The 16,887-nt window shown below is 55.3% G+C and carries 18 protein-coding genes; 9 read left to right on the forward strand and 9 right to left on the reverse strand.

The annotated features are described in order from the left end of the window. Positions 1-14: 14 nt before the first annotated feature. The 4 genes from tagH to LQK91_RS06470 are packed head-to-tail and all read left to right on the forward strand — an operon-like array spanning position 15 to position 4,367. Positions 15-1,151, forward strand: coding sequence for a type VI secretion system-associated FHA domain protein TagH (gene tagH / locus LQK91_RS06455; RefSeq protein WP_003853124.1), 1,137 nt, complete (start codon positions 15-17; stop codon positions 1,149-1,151). Then, the gene (locus LQK91_RS06460; RefSeq protein ID WP_003853125.1) at positions 1,148-1,924 is read left to right on the forward strand and encodes a PP2C family protein-serine/threonine phosphatase; all 777 of its coding nucleotides are present in this window, start codon (positions 1,148-1,150) and stop codon (positions 1,922-1,924) included. The genes tagH and LQK91_RS06460 overlap by 4 nt, the downstream gene beginning before the upstream one ends. A 14-nt stretch (positions 1,925-1,938) precedes the next feature. Continuing rightward, entirely contained in the window at positions 1,939-2,892 is a 954-nt protein-coding gene (locus LQK91_RS06465; protein WP_003853126.1) for a hypothetical protein, read from the forward strand. Between the two features lie 44 nt (positions 2,893-2,936). Continuing rightward, positions 2,937-4,367, forward strand: coding sequence for a serine/threonine protein kinase (locus tag LQK91_RS06470; protein ID WP_003853128.1), 1,431 nt, complete (start codon positions 2,937-2,939; stop codon positions 4,365-4,367). A gap of 85 nt (positions 4,368-4,452) precedes the next feature. Here LQK91_RS06470 and LQK91_RS06475 read toward each other — a convergent pair whose 3' ends face one another. Further along, entirely contained in the window at positions 4,453-5,127 is a 675-nt protein-coding gene (locus LQK91_RS06475; protein ID WP_003850848.1) for a gamma-glutamylcyclotransferase, read from the reverse strand. A gap of 226 nt (positions 5,128-5,353) precedes the next feature. Further along, positions 5,354-5,584, reverse strand: a complete 231-nt coding sequence (gene chaB, locus LQK91_RS06480; protein ID WP_003850845.1) for a putative cation transport regulator ChaB — start codon at positions 5,582-5,584, stop codon at positions 5,354-5,356. Positions 5,585-5,970: 386 nt separating this feature from the next. Between chaB and chaA the strand changes: the two genes are divergently transcribed. Next, complete coding sequence (gene chaA / locus LQK91_RS06485) at positions 5,971-7,062, forward strand: sodium-potassium/proton antiporter ChaA (RefSeq protein ID WP_003850842.1); 1,092 nt, start codon at positions 5,971-5,973, stop codon at positions 7,060-7,062. A 60-nt stretch (positions 7,063-7,122) separates the two neighbouring features. On the opposite strand, the gene kdsA is transcribed toward chaA, so the two are convergent. The 6 genes from kdsA to hemA are packed head-to-tail and all read right to left on the reverse strand — an operon-like array spanning position 7,123 to position 12,444. After that, positions 7,123-7,977, reverse strand: coding sequence for a 3-deoxy-8-phosphooctulonate synthase (gene kdsA, locus LQK91_RS06490; RefSeq protein ID WP_008926157.1), 855 nt, complete (start codon positions 7,975-7,977; stop codon positions 7,123-7,125). 25 nt (positions 7,978-8,002) lie between these two features. Continuing rightward, positions 8,003-8,812: an invasion regulator SirB1 gene (sirB1, locus tag LQK91_RS06495; RefSeq protein WP_105099251.1), complete on the reverse strand. Its 810-nt coding sequence runs from the start codon at positions 8,810-8,812 to the stop codon at positions 8,003-8,005. 1 nt (position 8,813) lies between these two features. Next, positions 8,814-9,206 carry a SirB2 family protein gene (locus LQK91_RS06500; RefSeq protein ID WP_105099252.1) on the reverse strand — a complete coding sequence of 131 codons (393 nt, stop codon included), beginning with the start codon at positions 9,204-9,206 and terminating at the stop codon, positions 8,814-8,816. Positions 9,207-9,232: 26 nt separating this feature from the next. Continuing rightward, positions 9,233-10,063, reverse strand: coding sequence for a peptide chain release factor N(5)-glutamine methyltransferase (gene prmC, locus LQK91_RS06505; protein WP_039660399.1), 831 nt, complete (start codon positions 10,061-10,063; stop codon positions 9,233-9,235). Beyond that, the gene (prfA, locus tag LQK91_RS06510; protein ID WP_003850832.1) at positions 10,063-11,145 is read right to left on the reverse strand and encodes a peptide chain release factor 1; all 1,083 of its coding nucleotides are present in this window, start codon (positions 11,143-11,145) and stop codon (positions 10,063-10,065) included. Before prfA ends, prmC begins: the two co-directional genes overlap by 1 nt. A 42-nt stretch (positions 11,146-11,187) precedes the next feature. Then, positions 11,188-12,444 (reverse strand): glutamyl-tRNA reductase, encoded by a 1,257-nt coding sequence (gene hemA, locus LQK91_RS06515; protein ID WP_105099253.1) that lies wholly within the window; start codon positions 12,442-12,444, stop codon positions 11,188-11,190. A 216-nt stretch (positions 12,445-12,660) separates the two neighbouring features. Here hemA and lolB point away from each other — a divergent pair, with 216 nt between their 5' ends. From lolB to LQK91_RS06535, 4 genes are all read left to right on the forward strand, one after another. Beyond that, positions 12,661-13,284 (forward strand): lipoprotein insertase outer membrane protein LolB, encoded by a 624-nt coding sequence (gene lolB, locus LQK91_RS06520; protein ID WP_078804336.1) that lies wholly within the window; start codon positions 12,661-12,663, stop codon positions 13,282-13,284. Continuing rightward, positions 13,281-14,138 (forward strand): 4-(cytidine 5'-diphospho)-2-C-methyl-D-erythritol kinase, encoded by an 858-nt coding sequence (ispE, locus tag LQK91_RS06525; RefSeq protein ID WP_105099254.1) that lies wholly within the window; start codon positions 13,281-13,283, stop codon positions 14,136-14,138. Before lolB ends, ispE begins: the two co-directional genes overlap by 4 nt. A gap of 136 nt (positions 14,139-14,274) precedes the next feature. Further along, positions 14,275-15,222 carry a ribose-phosphate diphosphokinase gene (gene prs / locus LQK91_RS06530; RefSeq protein ID WP_003850825.1) on the forward strand — a complete coding sequence of 316 codons (948 nt, stop codon included), beginning with the start codon at positions 14,275-14,277 and terminating at the stop codon, positions 15,220-15,222. Positions 15,223-15,436: 214 nt separating this feature from the next. After that, on the forward strand, positions 15,437-16,588 hold the full coding sequence (locus tag LQK91_RS06535; protein ID WP_105099255.1) for a GGDEF domain-containing protein: 1,152 nt from the start codon (positions 15,437-15,439) through the stop codon (positions 16,586-16,588). Here the strand turns inward: LQK91_RS06535 and ychH are convergent. Continuing rightward, on the reverse strand, positions 16,585-16,860 hold the full coding sequence (gene ychH, locus LQK91_RS06540; protein ID WP_008926152.1) for a stress-induced protein YchH: 276 nt from the start codon (positions 16,858-16,860) through the stop codon (positions 16,585-16,587). The genes LQK91_RS06535 and ychH overlap by 4 nt on opposite strands. Positions 16,861-16,887: the final 27 nt, after the last annotated feature.

The raw sequence follows: 16,887 nt of genomic DNA on the forward strand, positions 1-16,887 counted from the left end.
ATCTGGGATAACTCATGCAATTTACCATTGTGCAAAGCACCGCGGATTTTCCGGTCAAAAGCGTTGCGTTTCAACCGCCTGGGGGCACCATTGGCCGCAGTCAGGACAACGATCTGGTGCTGCCTGATGAGACGCGGGCTATTTCGCGTCTGCAGGCACTGGTTCACCTGTCACATGACGGAGAGTGTCGCCTGACCAATCAGGGCAGCGTGACGCCGGTAGAACATAACGGCATCGCCTTGGGGCGCGGCATGCAGGTGCTTCTGAAGCATGGCGATGCGTTGCGCATCGGTGACTATGCCCTGGAAGTGCGTGATCCCGCCTGCAATGACGCGCGAAACGATCCCCTGGCGCTGTTTGCTGGTGACAGCGCCGAGCCTGCAAACCCGCTGGGCATTCACGAACATCATGAGGTTGAGGATCGGCTGCTGGTCAACGATTCTCCTCCTTTACGCCACGAGCGCCACAACGATGCGCGTCTGGCCATCGATCCGCAGGCCAGTGAGCCGCAGAAAGCGTTCATGACACAGCCGGTGGATCAGGATCGGCTCATCGCCGCACTGCTGGACGGCATGGGGCTCAGCAATGTGCATGCCACACCGATTGACGAAGAGCAGATGCGGATTACTGGCCGGATGCTGAGCCTGTTTTCTCAGGGCACCGTGGCACTGCTCTCGTCGCGATCCATTCTCAAGCGTGGCGTAAAAGCAGACATGACGATGATCCTGAACGAAGCCAATAATCCGTTCAAGATCCTGCCCTCCGGTAAAACTGTATTGATGCAGATGTACCAGAGCCAGATGCCCGGTTTTATGCCGCCGGAACAGGCGGTACGTGATGCACTGGTCGATTTGCAGGCCCACCAGCTGGGCATGATTGCCGGTATCCGCGCCATTATTGCGGCAATGCTGCAATCCTTTAATCCACAGCGTCTGGAAGAGCAGGCGCGTGCCGATGGCGTGGTATCAAAGCTGCCATTTTCCACCGTCAAAAAGGCGGCGCTGTGGGACTACTTCATGCGTAATTACCAGCGAACTGCCGGGGAGATTGAAGATGATTTCCACACGCTGTTTGGCGAGGCCTTTCTTCATGCCTATGACATGGAGGTGAATCAGTACAAGGACTCGCAGACGCGGGTAGATGAAACATGAAAATTGTTTTTGCCAGCCGCTGCCAGCAGGGCTTACGCGATGAAAATCAGGATCGCACCGGCACAGCGCTGGATGAGCATAAGGCCTGTTTTGTGGTCTGCGATGGCGTAGCCGGTTTGCCTGGCGGGGAGATCGCGGCGCAGCTGGTGCGCGACACCCTGCTCAGCCAGATAGAGGCGCATGACGGTTTTACGCCGGAAATGACCCGTCAGGCGATTGAGCAGTGCCGCCTGGCGCTGCACGAGGCACAGGGTAAAAATCCGAAATATTCACGCATGAGTACGACGCTGGCGGCCCTGTTTATTGACCGCCATAAACAACGTGCATGGTGGGCGCATGCAGGTGACAGCCGGGTTTACCACTTCCGCCGCGGCGCGCTTCATGAGGTAACACGGGATCACAGTCTGGCCCAGCAACTGAAAGATGCAGGCTATGAAAATACCGGTATTAACAGTAATTTACTCTATAATGCGCTCGGCGCTGAGCCGTCTCGCTTAGTGAGCTTTTCAGAAGAGATTGCGCTGGAAGATGGCGATGCTTTTCTGGTTTGTACCGACGGCTTCTGGCTGAATCTGACCAGTGATGAAATGGAACAGGCGCTGCGCATGGTGAATGCGTGTGAAGAGTGGCTGGCTTTGATGGAACAGGCGGTGAGCCGCAACGTGAAGAAAGATAATCTCAGCGCACTGGCGGTCTGGATTGGTGAGCCAGAAGAAGCAACATTGCTTTATTCACTGGCTGATTCGGCGCGCTTTCTGCCGCCTCGTTTTTGATTCCAAGGATCCTTATGAAACTGTGGTTGCCCGGCATCATCACCCTGCTGATTGCCTTTAATGCCCAGGCTGAAAATTATCGGGTGGTCTACTCCCCCAGCCTGGCGCTGGAGGTCTACATCGATAATGTGGTGAGCAAAGCGCCCGACGACTGGTGTAAAGAGACGCTGCCGCTGCGCATCGTCTCCGGTAAAAGTAAGGATTCCGCCGTGCTGACCACCTTTTTACCGCGCGTCGGCACCCTGCTCGCCAATCAGTGCGGATTACTGGATGAACTGCCCTGGCAGATGACCAACAAAGAAGGTGGCGTCATGGCCAGCGGCAGCGCAAGCAAGTTGCAGAACTGGCGCCCTATTGTGATGGCGGATGCCACCGTTAGCGCCAGTGACAGCAACGCCGCACCACTTGACCTGTCACGGCCTGCCAATAGCACGCCGCTGCAACATTTTGATCTCCCCAGCGGCTGTCACTTCCGCACCGCCTGGAATGAAAATGCTCAGACGCTGTTTATACCGGACGTCAGCAAGCAGCACTGCTCGCCGGATGGCTGGGCTGAGGGCAAGAGTGAGCTGACGCTGGTGACCCCGGAACATCCCACGCCGGTCGCTGTCACCTTCTATCAGGGCTATCCCATCGCCAACCTGGCGATTCCGGACAGCAAGCTTGAGGTCATCGCCGCTAATAATCAGCGCATGATTGTGACCCGCCCGGACGCCTCAGATAGCTGGCTGGTCCTGCCCTTTGATGCACGACAACATGTCTGGCGCTTCAATGGCGCACTGTTGATTAAAATGGATAAGAATGCTGCGCAGCAGAATGCTGACGCGGTGAAATCGCGAGTCGATACCTTGCGCAGCCAGTGGGCGCCCTATTTCATGCCACAGCAAAAAGTGAATGTGTTACTTATCGACACCCTGCACGCGGATCTGGTTGATCCTGCCATTGGTGCCTGGCGTAACATCAATTAATTACCGCGCAGCCTGGCAATCAGGCCGTGTACAGAGAGTTCACTATGTCGGCAAATGATAATACGAAAACTGTTCCGAATGCCCTGCCTGACGGCTACCGTTTTAATGAGTTTGAGATCAAGGAAGTCATCGGAGGCGGTGGCTTCGGCATTGTCTATCGCGCCTGGGATCACCAGCTCGAACGCACAATTGCTATAAAAGAGTATATGCCGGTGTCGCTGGCGGTTCGTGCCGCCGATTTGTCACTGGAACTGCGCGGAGAGCGTTTTCAGAAACTGTTTAATGCCGGACTGAACAGCTTTATTCAGGAGGCGCGTCTGCTGGCCCGATTTAATCATCCGGGACTGCTGCACGTGCTGCGCTTCTGGGAGCAGAACGGCACGGCCTATATGGGCACGCTCTACTACAGTGGCATGACGCTCAAAGAGTGGCAGGTTACCAGCCCGGCGTCGATTTCTGAAGCCTGGATCCGCCGTCTGCTGCCGCCGCTGCTGGGTGCTATCAGCACGATTCATCAGGCTGGCTATCTGCATCGCGATATCTCCCTCGACAACATTCAGCTTCAGGAGAATCAGCTGCCCGTACTGCTGGACTTCGGCTCGGCGCGTAAGGAGATCGGCAACCTCTCTGACGAAACGGAGATCATGCTTAAGCCTGGCTTTGCACCCATCGAACAGTACAGCGAAGAGGGTGAAGTTGAACAGGGACCCTGGACGGATATCTACGCCCTGGGCGCGGTGCTGCATAGCCTGATTACCGGTAATCCCCCGCCGGTGAGCGTGGTGCGCTGCATTGAAGATAATTATCAGCCGCTGGTGGAACGCCAGCCGGAAGGCTACTCGCTGCCGCTGCTGCACGCCATTGACTGCGCGCTGGCCATGAAACCTGGTGATCGCCCGCAAACCATCGACGCCTTTGCCGCACTGATCGATCTGCCGGTCAGTGATGTTGAGGCCGTGGTCAACAGTTTCCCGGTGCCGGGCGAGCCGCCGGTTATGCCGATCGAAGAGGTCGTTGAGGCGGCTCCGCCGGTTGTGATGGCGATGAATCATGCAGCCGCCGCAGCGGAGCCTGTTACCCCGCGTGCGGTGCGCAAATTGTCACCTGTCTTGCTGAGCCTGGCGGCCGTGGCTATCCTGGCGGTGGTCGTCGCCATCTGGCTGGCTAATCGCCACACGGCAATGCCAGATGTGGTCAGCAACAGCTCAGCCGTGACGCATCCGGCACCTGCATCGACGCCGCCAGCCGCAGCCGTTCCTGCCGCGCTGGCGACGGTCTATCTGAAGCTGGAAAGCGGTGAAAGCGTAGTGCTCAACGGACAGCAGGTCGAGGTGAAGCCTGGCAGCAGCGGATTTGCCGCGCTGAATCTGGCGGCCGGGCAGTACAAAATAGACGTTCAAAATGGCAGTGAGACGCATACCCAATCCCTGACCATTGATAAGCCTGGAACCTGGCTTATCAATCCGGGCAAGTAATCCCCGGATCGATCGTAAAAGGGCCCGACAGTGTCGCGCCCTTTTCTATGCGGCTTCTGCGCTGCTGATTCGCCTGTGGCCTGATTCAGGCCTGTTTGAGACAGGATTGCTGCAGCGTCCGCACCTGATGCGCCAGCCGGCTCAGGCTCTCTTCCTCCATACCACGACGGGTGAGTTCCTCTTCCAGTGCAAACAGATACTGCGCATTCGAACCCAGCGGGCCGCTGGCCGCAGCAATGAGCGGCGCAATCGCCTCCGGGCAGGAGTCCGATTCATAAAGCGGATGACGTGGATCCATAATAAAGGTCAGCGCAGTCACGCTGCGGCCATCCTCCAGCTGTAATTCGCACCAGGTCGGTAAATAGCAGCCGGTGATCATCTCACGCTTCCACAGCAGCGCCAGCTCTTCATGTAAGCGCGCTTCCGGCAGACGAAATGCCAGTCCGGTTGTGCGGCCACCCTGTTTCAGCGCCAGCATGCGCCCCGGATGCGTGGCAGTGCCACGTCCCGCGATCAGCCGCAGGCAGAAAGCACGATGCCAGCCCTCCAGCGAACCGGATGCAACTTCATCCGCCTCAAAAATCGGGTTCCACATCAGTGAGCCGTAACCAAAGATCCAGACAGGGCTGTGATCGGGACGGCAGGCCAGCGTGGCGGCCAGCGAGGCGGCGCGCTGCTCGCAACTCCAGAGTAGCGTCTCATCGATATCCCCGAATGATGTTTTACAATCCGCTTTTAATAGAAATTCCCGGGTAAGCAATGCGACCTCCTCAACGTCATCGGCGTCCTGCGAAAGTGCTCCTGTAACATGATCTCCAAAACGGCGCTGCGTTTCGTTCATTAAATTGACATTAATCTATTTACGCGCGGGGTTTCAAGCGTGATTCCGGTCGCAGGTTAAAAAAAACCAGATAAACCTGATAGCGAAGTCGAAAAAAAGGGCTGGATAATCCTGGCCCTTTGACGTGAACAGACTAGCAAGGCGATTACGCTTTAGGATGCCACTTATCGTCATTCCCTTTTTCATACTCTTTTTTCACGGCTGACCAGGCGACCTTATGCGCCACTTCTTCCCGCGAATCATCGCCGCGTCGATCTTCCGCCTCTTTATATTGATCCCACGCACTGTTAAATGCCTGCTGATAGATATCCTGCGCATGCGCAGGAAGCACGTGCTTAACGTTGTCGGGTAAGTCGGTTCGTTTATCGTAAGGCATAATTTTTCCTCTGTTTATCGTCGCGGTTTAGTGTTTCTGGTTAAGCCTGGCGCAACAGTAAAAAAACGCAAACCTGTACTTATCGTCACTTCAGTTTAAAAATATGAGCCCATCCCTGAAATTTAGATTAAAATGCCATTTTTGTGACATATATCGTCAGGATAGGTGCATAGGTCAAACTTGTTGTATACTGATTAATATTGCAATATTCCAGATAACATCAGGTTAATATCATTTCAAAAGGTTATTGCAGTTAAGTAAAAACCAGTAAATTTCTCCTGTCAGGGCCGGTGAAAAGATAAACTGCGCACTGCCCTAAAACTGATTATATTTCTAACAGCAGCCCCCGCTGTGTCCGGATAATCATTAACCAGAGAGGATGGTGAATGCCTTCACATGAAAAAACTCGTCACAAGGAATTCTCGCTGATATTTCCCCTTATCACGCTGGGTATACTCTATTTTTTTGGTGCTAACACCGCATTTCCCGTTGTCGTCGGTATCAACTTAGTGGCATTGATTGCCATTCTGAGCAGCGCGTTTAGCGTGGTGAGACATGCAGATGTGCTGGCCCACCGGCTGGGCGAACCCTATGGCTCACTGATTCTGAGCCTCTCTGTCGTCATTCTGGAAGTGAGTCTGATCTCGGCGCTGATGGCGACAGGCGATGCCGCACCCGGCCTGATGCGCGATACGCTTTATTCGATTGTGATGATTGTGACCGGCGGGCTGGTCGGCTTTGCGCTGCTGCTGGGCGGTAATAAGTTTGCGACGCAGTACGTCAATCTGGCGGGCGTGAAACAATATCTGATCGCTATCTTTCCCCTCGCGATTCTGGTGCTGGTATTTCCCAACGCGCTACCGGGCGGTAATTTCTCTGTCACCCAGGCCCTGCTCATCGCGGCAATTTCAGCCGCAATGTATGGCGTTTTCCTGCTGATTCAGACCAAAACCCACCAGAGCCTGTTTGTTTATGAGCATGAAGATGAGAGTGACGATGGGGATCCGCATCATGGTAAACCTTCGGCGCACAGCAGCGTCTGGCACACTATCTGGCTGATCGTGCATTTGATTGCGGTCATTGCCGTGACCAAGATGAACGCCAATACGCTGGAAAGCCTGCTGACAGACCTGAATGCACCGGCACAGTTTACCGGCTTCCTGGTGGCGTTGCTTATCCTCTCGCCGGAAGGGCTCGGCGCAATTAAGGCTGTGCTGATGAATCAGGTACAGCGCGCCATGAACCTGTTCTTTGGTTCGGTGCTGGCGACTATCTCCCTGACGGTACCGGCAGTAACCATTATCGCCACCCTGACCGGACAGGAGCTGATATTCGGTCTGGAGCCGCCACAGATGGTGATTATGATGGCGTCGCTGATTCTCTGTCAGCTCTCCTTCTCGACCGGACGCACCAATGTATTGAACGGTGCCGCCCATCTGGCGTTGTTTATCGGATATCTGATGACCATCATGCTGTAACGGCAGCGGGCTTCAGACGAAAAAAAAGAGCGAGTAATCGCTCTTTTTTTTTCAGCAAACTTATTTGCTGGTATCGAGTTCCGGGAAGCTTTTCACCAGATCGTCAATCGCTTTCATCTGCACCAGGAATGGCTCCAGCTTATCCAGCGGCAACGCGGATGGGCCATCACACAGGGCGTGTTCCGGATCCGGATGCGCTTCGATAAACAGACCGGCAATGCCGACCGCCATACCGGCACGCGCCAGCTCAGCCACCTGAGCACGACGACCGCCTGATGCTGCACCGAACGGATCGCGCGTCTGCAGCGCATGGGTCACATCGAAAATCACCGGGCTGTTTTTGGTGACTTTCTTCATCACGTTAAAGCCGAGCATATCGACAACCAGATTGTCATAGCCAAAGTTGCTGCCGCGATCGCACAGGATAACCTGCTCGTTGCCACCTTCAGCGAACTTATCAACGATGTTGCCCATCTGACCCGGGCTGACAAACTGTGGCTTCTTAACGTTAATGACCGCGCCGGTTTTCGCCATCGCTTCCACCAGATCAGTCTGACGCGCCAGGAAAGCTGGCAACTGAATCACATCCACCACTTCAGACACTGGCTGCGCCTGTGACGCTTCATGAACATCGGTGATGATCTTCACGCCGAAAGCCTGCTTCAGCTCCTGGAAAATCTTCATCCCTTCTTCCAGGCCCGGGCCACGATAAGAGTGAATTGAGGAGCGGTTCGCTTTATCAAACGACGCCTTAAAGACGTAAGGGATACCGAGTTTCGTGGTGACGTTGACGTAGTGTTCGCAGATGCGCATCGCCAGGTCGCGTGACTCCAGCACGTTCATCCCGCCAAACAGTACAAATGGCAGATCGTTTGCGACGTTGATATCGCCAATACTCACGACTTTCTGTGTCATGCCCTTTCCTTTTCAGTGGGTCCGCTTAGTGCAGCGTGACCTGTTTTTGTTCGATTGCGTGAATCTGAACTTTGATCATTTCGCTGACCGGGTCTTCAGGACACTGCTCAACGAAGTAAGTTAAATCATTCAGCGCGATATGTTCGCACTCCAGCTGCGCGTAGATCAAACCGCGGTCGCGAATTTCATAGGGATCATCCGGATCGATACGCAACAGCACCTGACTGACGTTCAGCGCCAGTTCCATCTTCTGCTCTTCCATCAATGCCGCTTTCAGCGTGTCGAGCATTTTGCGCATCACGGTGACGGTCTTGGCTTCGTCGAGATCATCATCATACAGACGCGCGGTCGGGCTGATGTTGCCTTTGAGCCACACTTCCAGCGTGTGCCGGTCAAGGGTTTCGCCATTGAACGGGTTGATCATCCACTTGTCACCATCAATCCAGTCCGCACGCAGAATCAACTGCGTCGGGAAAATCACCGGCATCAGCGGCAGTTCCAGCTCGGCGGCAATATGTAGCAGGATAACGCCCAGTGACACTGCCGTGCCCTGACGCGTCTTCAGCACATTGTCGATCCAGAGCGCATCAGAAAGCTTGTAGACACCGCTGGCGCCGCGAAATCCCCACTGGCAATAAAACAGTTCAAGCAGCTTTTCCAGCTGCATATCCGCATCTTCAGCGTGGCTGACATAGTCACGCGCTTCGGCGACTAACGCCGCAAGTTGTGCTTCCACCGACAACGCCGGAAAATCGGCGCGGATGGCAAGCGTAGCGCCAATCACCGCTTCACACAGCGGTGTCTGGCTGAAATCTAATTGTTCGGTCGAGGTCATACTATCCCCATAACGGCATTTTAGTCAGCGCCAGCGTAATGATGGTCACCAGGGCGAGTAACGCCACCAGAAAAGCGATCCAGCGGGTGCGATCAGTGCGTGGACGTCGACTCAATGCCACAAATCCTAAGGCGATGTAGATGATAACCGCTAAAAGCTTCTCCGTCAGCCAGCTTCCTTGCGGCGTGAAGGGATAGAAGTGGATAATCATCACCAGCGAGACGCCGGTCACCAGTAACAGCGTGTCATTAACGTGCGGCAGAATGCGGACCCAGCGTTTCGTCATCATTGCCGAACCACAGCGCAGCCAGTAAAACCGCAGCAGAAACAGCGTCACGGTCAGCACGACGGTTAAGATGTGCAGATTTTTAATCAGAGGATAAAAGGCGACCATTATAAATCCTTTTTAAAGCGCTTTTATTAGGGGAACTGACCTAAGGTGACTCGCGGATTGCCACCGTAATCGTTAACGGTTTCAACGGCGTGATAGCCATTCTGCCGCATCAGCGTAGCCACCGCCTCGCCCTGCTGCCAGCCATGCTCCAGCAGCAGCCAGCCGCCGGGTAGCAGCCACGCAGGTGCCTGCTCGATCAGCGTGCGCAGATCGGCCAGTCCCGCCTCATCGGCCACCAGCGCGCTGCGCGGTTCGAAACGCACGTCGCCCTGCTCCAGATGACTATCGCTGGCATCAATATAGGGCGGATTGCTGACGATGAGACTAAAGCGCTGCGGCGTGAGAGCCTGGAACCAGTGACTGAGCAGAAAGCGAGTGTTGCTGAGGCTGAGCTGCTGCGCATTACTGCCTGCCAGCTCAACGGCGGCCTGAATGCGATCCACGCCGGTCACCTGACAGTCGGGGCGCTCGCTGGCCAACGCCAGCGCAATCGCTCCGGTGCCGGTGCCCATATCCAGAATGGTCGAAGGTGTCGCGGGCAGATGCGCCAGCGCCTGTTCAACCAGCAGTTCGGTATCCGGACGCGGAATCAGCGTGGCGTCAGTGACGCGCAAGGGCAGCGACCAGAACTCGCGCTCGCCCACCAGATGCGCCACCGGTTCACCCCGGGCACGACGCGCCAGCAGGCTATTCAGCTGCGCCAGCTGTTCATCGCTGAGCACCGTTTCATCAAAGGCAATTAACCAGCTGCGTGACTTGCCGGTCACGTAACCCAACAGGATCTCTGCGTCACGCTTCGGGCTGTCACCACCATACAGCGTGGCAACCGCCTGTTTCAGCCAGTGACGAAAATCCATTAATCCTGACCAGCCAGCGCCGCCAGCTGATCCGCCTGGTATTCCTGCACAATCGGCTCGATCAGGCTGTCAAGTTTGCCTTCCATCACTTCATCCAGACGGTAGATCGTCAGGTTGATACGGTGATCGGTCACGCGGCCCTGCGGGAAGTTATAGGTACGGTTGCGGTCAGAGCGATCGCCGCTGCCCAGCAGGTTGCGGCGGGTACTGGCTTCGGCAGCGTGACGGCGGGCCATCTCTGCCGCGTGAATACGCGAACCCAGCACTGCCAGCGCTTTGGCTTTGTTTTTATGCTGTGAACGTTCATCCTGACACTCCACCACGATGCCGGTGGGCAGGTGGGTAATACGAATCGCGGAGTCGGTGGTGTTAACGTGCTGACCGCCTGCACCAGAAGAACGGAAAGTATCGATTTTCAGGTCACCGGCATTGATCTCCGGCAGTTCTGCTTCCGGAATTTCCGGCATCACGGCAACGGTACAGGCTGAGGTATGAATACGGCCCTGAGATTCGGTCTCCGGTACACGCTGCACACGGTGGCCGCCTGACTCAAACTTCAGGCGCCCATAGGCACCGTCGCCGGTCACGCGAGCAATGACTTCTTTGTAACCGCCATGCTCGCCTTCATTGGCGCTGATGATCTCCACGCGCCAGCGACGCGCTTCGGCATAGCGGCTGTACATACGGAACAGATCGCCGGCGAAGATCGCGGCTTCGTCGCCGCCGGTGCCGGCGCGGACTTCAATAAAGCAGGCGCGCTCATCATCGGGATCTTTCGGCAGTAACAGAACCTGCAACTGCTGCTCCAGCACGTCGTTTTTCTCACGCGCTTCCTGCAACTCTTCCTGCGCCATATCACGCATTTCAGGGTCGTCGAGCATCTGCTGCGCCGTTTCGATATCTTCCTGTACCTGCTGCCAGTCGCGGAAGCAACGGGTCACATCGGTCAGTTGGGCATATTCGCGTGACAGCGCACGGAAACGCTCCTGATCGGCGATCACGCCAGCATCGCCCAGCATCGCTTCCACTTCTTCGTGGCGCTCCTGCAGGGCTTCCAGTTTGGCAACTATAGAGGTCTTCATTTAAATGTGGGATTCCCGTAACAGGTGGCGACAGCGGTGTGCCTAATCGAGACCCAGGCTGTCGCGTAAAATCTGCAGGCGTTCATTATCGCCATCGCGGGCGGCCTGCTGAAGTGATTTGGTTGGAGCATGTATTAAACGGTTGGTCAGCTTGTGCGCCAGTTCCTGCATGACTTTCTGCGGATCGGCACCCTGCTGCAGCGCCTGCAGCGCACGGCCTTCCAGCTCAGCGCGGATTTCATCCGCCTGAGAACGATATTCACGGATCGTATTCACCGCGCCCTGTGAGCGAAGCCACGCCATGAATTCGCTGCTTTCCTGAACCACGATGCTTTCGGCCTGAACCGCGGCCGCTTTGCGCTGCGCCAGGTTCTGTTCGATGATCGCCTGCAGGTCATCCACGCTGTAGAGATAAGCGTTAGGCAGATCGCCCACTTCCGGCTCTACGTCGCGCGGCACCGCAATATCGACCAGCAGCATCGGTTTGTTGCGACGCGCTTTCAGGGCGCGCTCCATCATTCCCTTGCCGATAATCGGTAATGGACTGGAGGTTGACGAAATAATGATGTCGGCTTCAGCCAGACGGGCATCGATCTCCGCCAGCGTGATCACTTCCGCACCCACTTCCGCCGCCAGCGTTTCAGCACGCTCGCGGGTACGGTTGGCGATGATGAGATTTTTGACCTGATGCTCACGCAGATGACGCGCCACCAGCTCAATGGTTTCGCCTGCGCCGACCAGCAGCACATTGACGGAAGAGAGAGATTCGAAGATCTGGCGGGCCAGCGTACAGGCGGCAAACGCCACCGAGACCGCGTTAGCACCGATATCGGTTTCTGTGCGCACGCGTTTGGCCACAGAGAAGGTTTTCTGGAACATGCGCTCCAGTTCACTGCTCAGTGCCTGACCGCGCGAGGAGTCAGCAAACGCTTTTTTTACCTGACCGAGGATCTGGGGTTCACCGAGTACCAGGGAGTCGAGTCCGCTGGCGACGCGCATCAGATGGCTGACCGCCTCGTTATCCTGATGCCAGTAGAGGCTGTTGCGTACATCCTCTTCATCCAACTGATGATAATTACATAACCAGCTCACCAGACGCGACTGTAAGTCGGCCTGTTGCTCTACACTCAGGTAAAGTTCAGTCCGGTTACAGGTGGACAACACCACGCCGCTCTGCACCATTGGCTGTGATAACAGGCTGTTTAACGCCTGCTCAAGCGTCTCCGGCCCGAACGAGACGCGTTCGCGCAGAGCAATGGGGGCTGTCTTGTGATTGATTCCGAGAGCGAGCAGCGTCATGGCGGTTTTTGTTGGGATGTCCCAATAATGTCAGGGTTTTGTGATGCGCATTCTACAAGATGCGGCAGATCAAGAAAAGCCATACAAAGGCTATGACTGTAATAAGATTAACCCGATCGTGCGCAATTTGCTGCATAACAGCATTGACGGTTAAAACCGGGACGGTTAGCGTTATCCGTTACGAAAAATACATGTGTCCGAGGAGATGACCACTTGATGCTTAATACACCACGCAATCTGTTGCGCCTTTTGCCCCTTGCCAGCGTCCTGCTGGCGGCCTGTAGCGTCAACAAACCGCAAGGCCCGGGCCCCAGCGTTACCGCGCCACAGTGGCAACAGCATCAGCAGGCGGTCTCAAAGGTTACGCACTATCAGACCCGCGGTGCCTTTGCCTACCTCTCTGACAAGCAGAAAGTCTATGCCCGCTTCAACTGGCAACAGACCGCGCCTGATCGCTATCGCCTGCTGCTGACCAATCCACTGGGCAGTACCGAACTGCAGCTTGATGCACAGGGCTCGGTGGTGCAGATCGTCGATAACAAAGGCAAGCGTTACGTCAGCAATGATGCACAGAAGATGATTTCGCAACTTACTGGCATGAACATTCCGCTGGCAAACCTGCGCCAGTGGATGATGGGTCTGCCTGGCGATTCCACCGATTATCAGCTTAACGAGAACTATCAGCTAAGCAGCCTGAACTACAGCCGCGACGGCCAGAACTGGCAGGTGTCTATTGCGGGTTACGATAGCAAAGTTACCCCACCGCTGCCGTCCAGCCTGGAGCTGAAAGAGGGTGATCAGCGAATTAAACTGCGTATGGACGGCTGGACCGTTCAATGATCACCCACTGGCCTGCCCCGGCAAAACTGAATCTTTTTCTCTACATCACTGGCCGTCGTCCCGACGGCTATCACAACCTGCAGACGCTGTTTCAGTTTCTGGATTACGGTGACCAGTTGCAGATTACCGTTGATGACAGCGATTCCATTCAGCTGTTAACGCCGGTGGCAGGCGTCGCGGATGCAGATAACCTGATTGTGCGCGCCGCAAATAGGCTGAAACAGGCAGCCCTGAATAAGCATTGCCTGCCTGAGCGTGCTGGCGCACAGATCGCCATCGAGAAGCATCTGCCCATGGGGGGCGGCCTCGGTGGGGGTTCATCGGATGCTGCTACCGTACTGGTGGCGCTGAATCATCTGTGGCAAACCGGCTTCACACCGGATGAGCTGGCAGCAATTGGCGTGAAACTGGGCGCGGATGTGCCGGTGTTTGTGCACGGCTTCGCGGCTTTTGCGCAGGGAGTGGGTGAACAACTTCAGCCCGCAGAGCCGGAAGAAAAGTGGTATCTTGTCGCTCATCCCGGCGTGAACATCAGCACACCAGTGGTATTCAACGACCCCGAACTGACGCGTGATACCCCATCGCGCAGTTTATCGACGCTTTTAGCTGCACCCTTCACCAATGATTGTGAAGCAGTGGTAAGAAAACGTTTTCGTAAGGTTGATGAGCTTGTTTCCTGGCTGCTAGAATACGCGCCGTCACGCCTGACTGGCACGGGCGCTTGTGTGTTTGCTGAATTCGACACTGAGTCTGCTGCCCGTCAGGTGCTGGAGCTTGCCCCGAATGGGGTGCGCGGATTTGTAGCCCGGGGCGTAAATGTTTCGCCGCTACAGCGTACCCTGCGAGGCGATTAGCGATTGCGTGACAGTGTCACCACGTTCCAGACACTGCACGTTTCGCATCAACACACCCGTGTGAACGCACATGACTGTACGCGCCGGTTACTGTCATGCCGTTCATTCTCTGGACGCAAAGCCTGAGGTTCTTCTCGTGCCTGATATGAAGCTATTTGCTGGTAACGCCACCCCGGAACTAGCACAACGTATTGCCAACCGCCTTTACACCAGCCTGGGAGACGCCGCTGTAGGACGTTTCAGTGATGGTGAAGTGAGCGTACAGATTAACGAAAATGTACGCGGTGGTGATATTTTCATCATCCAGTCCACCTGTGCTCCCACCAACGATAATCTGATGGAACTGGTTGTGATGGTCGACGCGCTGCGTCGTGCTTCTGCTGGTCGTATTACCGCAGTCATTCCCTACTTTGGTTATGCCCGTCAGGATCGCCGCGTGCGTTCCGCGCGTGTGCCAATCACCGCAAAAGTAGTGGCAGACTTCCTTTCCAGCGTCGGTGTTGACCGTGTTCTGACGGTTGACCTGCACGCCGAGCAGATCCAGGGCTTCTTCGACGTCCCGGTTGATAACGTATTTGGCAGTCCGATCCTGCTGGAAGATATGATGCAGATCGGTCTGGAAAACCCGATTGTTGTTTCTCCCGATATTGGTGGCGTAGTACGTGCCCGTGCTATCGCTAAACTGCTGAACGACACCGATATGGCTATCATTGATAAACGCCGCCCTCGCGCGAACGTTTCTCAGGTGATGCACATTATTGGTGACGTTGCTGGCCGCGACTGTGTGCTGGTCGACGACATGATCGACACCGGCGGCACGCTGTGCAAAGCGGCTGAAGCGCTGAAAGAGCGTGGAGCTAAACGCGTGTTTGCTTACGCGACGCACCCGATCTTCTCCGGCAATGCGGTTGAAAACCTGCGTAAATCCGTTCTGGACCAGGTGATCGTCTGCGATACCATCCCACTCTCTGACGAGATTAAGTCACTGCCGAATGTGCGCACGCTGACCTTATCTGGCATGCTGGCCGAAGCGATTCGCCGCATCAGTAACGAAGAATCGATCTCGGCGATGTTCGAGCATTAATTCTTCGCGGAACCGGGCCCTGTGCCCGGTTTTTTTAAGCCCGCCAGTCGCCCGACTAACGCACTTCTTTTTCTGATTTTTCCGCGATAAATTTCCCCACTATCCCCTATTTTCAACGCCACTCACTCTTTTAGTAAAACGCTGCGTTCCCCGCTTCTGCCCGATGCCGTTAAGTGGTAATTTGCAACGCAATTTTAATAAGAACCCGGCCCTCATGAACCTCGATATCTATACCTTATTTATTTGCGAGCTTTATGTGCTGGGGTTTCTGAGCATCATCATGGTCTTTGCCTGGATTGGATCGCAGTATGACCGCGTTCTGGGCTTCACCTGCCTGTCGCTGATATTTACCCTGATTTCCGTGTTCTTAAGTAGCCTGCGCAGCAGTGGTCTGCATTTTCTGCCGGTTGCGGTGGGCAATGTGTTAGTGATGCTGGCTTATGGCGGATTGTTAAATGCGTTGCGGCGCTTGAGTGGCAAACCCATCGGTACCCACTGGCTGCTGGGCGCGCTGCTCTGGGCGCTCCTCTGCTGCTTTCCGGCCTTCTATTACAGCTTACCCAGGCGAGTATTTGTGCTGTGTATCGCCTGCATGGCCTATACCGCTGCATTTATTCAACTGGTCTGGCTGGCTCGTGACTCGCTAAAAGCGACTTTCTGGCCTGCACAGTTGCTGCTGTGGATTCATCTGCTGTTTCATCTGGCGCGCATTTTTCTGGATAGCGCCATCGCCAGTACCAGGCATGGCGCCATTGGCGGATCGGACTTCTCGGTTTACGTGATTCTGGAATCCATTCTGTTTGTCATTGGCCTGACGTTTACCATACTCGCCATGGTGAATGAGCGGACGCAGAGCGTGTTGAAACACACTTCCCTGCACGATCCGCTGACCAGCGCCTGGAATCGCCGTGCTTTATTTAACGAAGCAAAAAAAATTGTGGCGCATTGCCGCCGTCAGAACCGACCTTATAGTGCAATCCTGTTCGATCTTGATCACTTCAAGAGCATTAATGATCGGTATGGACATCAGCAGGGTGACCAGATTTTGATCCACTTTTGCGGCATTGTCAGAGAGCTGATGCCTGCTGACGGGCGCTTTGCAAGGCTGGGTGGAGAGGAGTTTGCGGCGATAATCCCGGCCGGAGCAATGGAGACGGAAGCCTGGTGTGAAGCGACACGACTGGCGGTTTGTAAGTCACAGCCCAATGAGATTACCTATTCAGTCAGCATTGGATTCGCAACGCTGGCCCAACCGCATCAGGGCTTTGAGGATTTACTGGCACTGGCAGATGCGGCGCTTTATCACGCGAAAGCCAGTGGCCGGAACTGCACTGCGCAGCATCCGGTCCCGGCTGCACTCACTTAATGATGTGAGTTGTGCGATCTGCGGCAGCGTTTGTCATAGTGACGCAGCCAGTAATAACGATCTTCTACCTTTTCACGACCACTCAGACCGGCGCCCACCAGCCATAGCAGCGCACCAATAAAGATGCCTAAAATCGCCCCCTGAGCCAGAAGTTGTGGCAGATCAAGTGAGGGGAGCTGATTAATAATTGAGAAGCCGACGCCCAGCACCATTGTCACTAATCCCAGTACCATCAAGCTGTTACCTGCTACACGGCAGTGTTGGTATTTCATGCTGCACCCCCATCCTTATGAGAAAAT

Origin of the sequence: Pantoea sp. MHSD4 (assembly GCF_021043305.1) — a bacterium.
GTDB classification, from domain to species: domain Bacteria; phylum Pseudomonadota; class Gammaproteobacteria; order Enterobacterales; family Enterobacteriaceae; genus Pantoea; species Pantoea eucalypti.

Coding starts and splice junctions, on each gene's coding strand:
- tagH (WP_003853124.1), top strand. CDS start 15: ATGCAATTTACCATTGTGCAAAGCACCGCGGATTTTCCGGTCAAAAGC.
- LQK91_RS06460 (WP_003853125.1), top strand. CDS start 1,148: ATGAAAATTGTTTTTGCCAGCCGCTGCCAGCAGGGCTTACGCGATGAA.
- LQK91_RS06465 (WP_003853126.1), top strand. CDS start 1,939: ATGAAACTGTGGTTGCCCGGCATCATCACCCTGCTGATTGCCTTTAAT.
- LQK91_RS06470 (WP_003853128.1), top strand. CDS start 2,937: ATGTCGGCAAATGATAATACGAAAACTGTTCCGAATGCCCTGCCTGAC.
- chaB (WP_003850845.1), bottom strand. CDS start 5,584: ATGCCTTACGATAAACGAACCGACTTACCCGACAACGTTAAGCACGTG.
- chaA (WP_003850842.1), top strand. CDS start 5,971: ATGCCTTCACATGAAAAAACTCGTCACAAGGAATTCTCGCTGATATTT.
- kdsA (WP_008926157.1), bottom strand. CDS start 7,977: ATGACACAGAAAGTCGTGAGTATTGGCGATATCAACGTCGCAAACGAT.
- sirB1 (WP_105099251.1), bottom strand. CDS start 8,812: ATGACCTCGACCGAACAATTAGATTTCAGCCAGACACCGCTGTGTGAA.
- LQK91_RS06500 (WP_105099252.1), bottom strand. CDS start 9,206: ATGGTCGCCTTTTATCCTCTGATTAAAAATCTGCACATCTTAACCGTC.
- prmC (WP_039660399.1), bottom strand. CDS start 10,063: ATGGATTTTCGTCACTGGCTGAAACAGGCGGTTGCCACGCTGTATGGT.
- prfA (WP_003850832.1), bottom strand. CDS start 11,145: ATGAAGACCTCTATAGTTGCCAAACTGGAAGCCCTGCAGGAGCGCCAC.
- hemA (WP_105099253.1), bottom strand. CDS start 12,444: ATGACGCTGCTCGCTCTCGGAATCAATCACAAGACAGCCCCCATTGCT.
- lolB (WP_078804336.1), top strand. CDS start 12,661: ATGCTTAATACACCACGCAATCTGTTGCGCCTTTTGCCCCTTGCCAGC.
- ispE (WP_105099254.1), top strand. CDS start 13,281: ATGATCACCCACTGGCCTGCCCCGGCAAAACTGAATCTTTTTCTCTAC.
- LQK91_RS06535 (WP_105099255.1), top strand. CDS start 15,437: ATGAACCTCGATATCTATACCTTATTTATTTGCGAGCTTTATGTGCTG.
- ychH (WP_008926152.1), bottom strand. CDS start 16,860: ATGAAATACCAACACTGCCGTGTAGCAGGTAACAGCTTGATGGTACTG.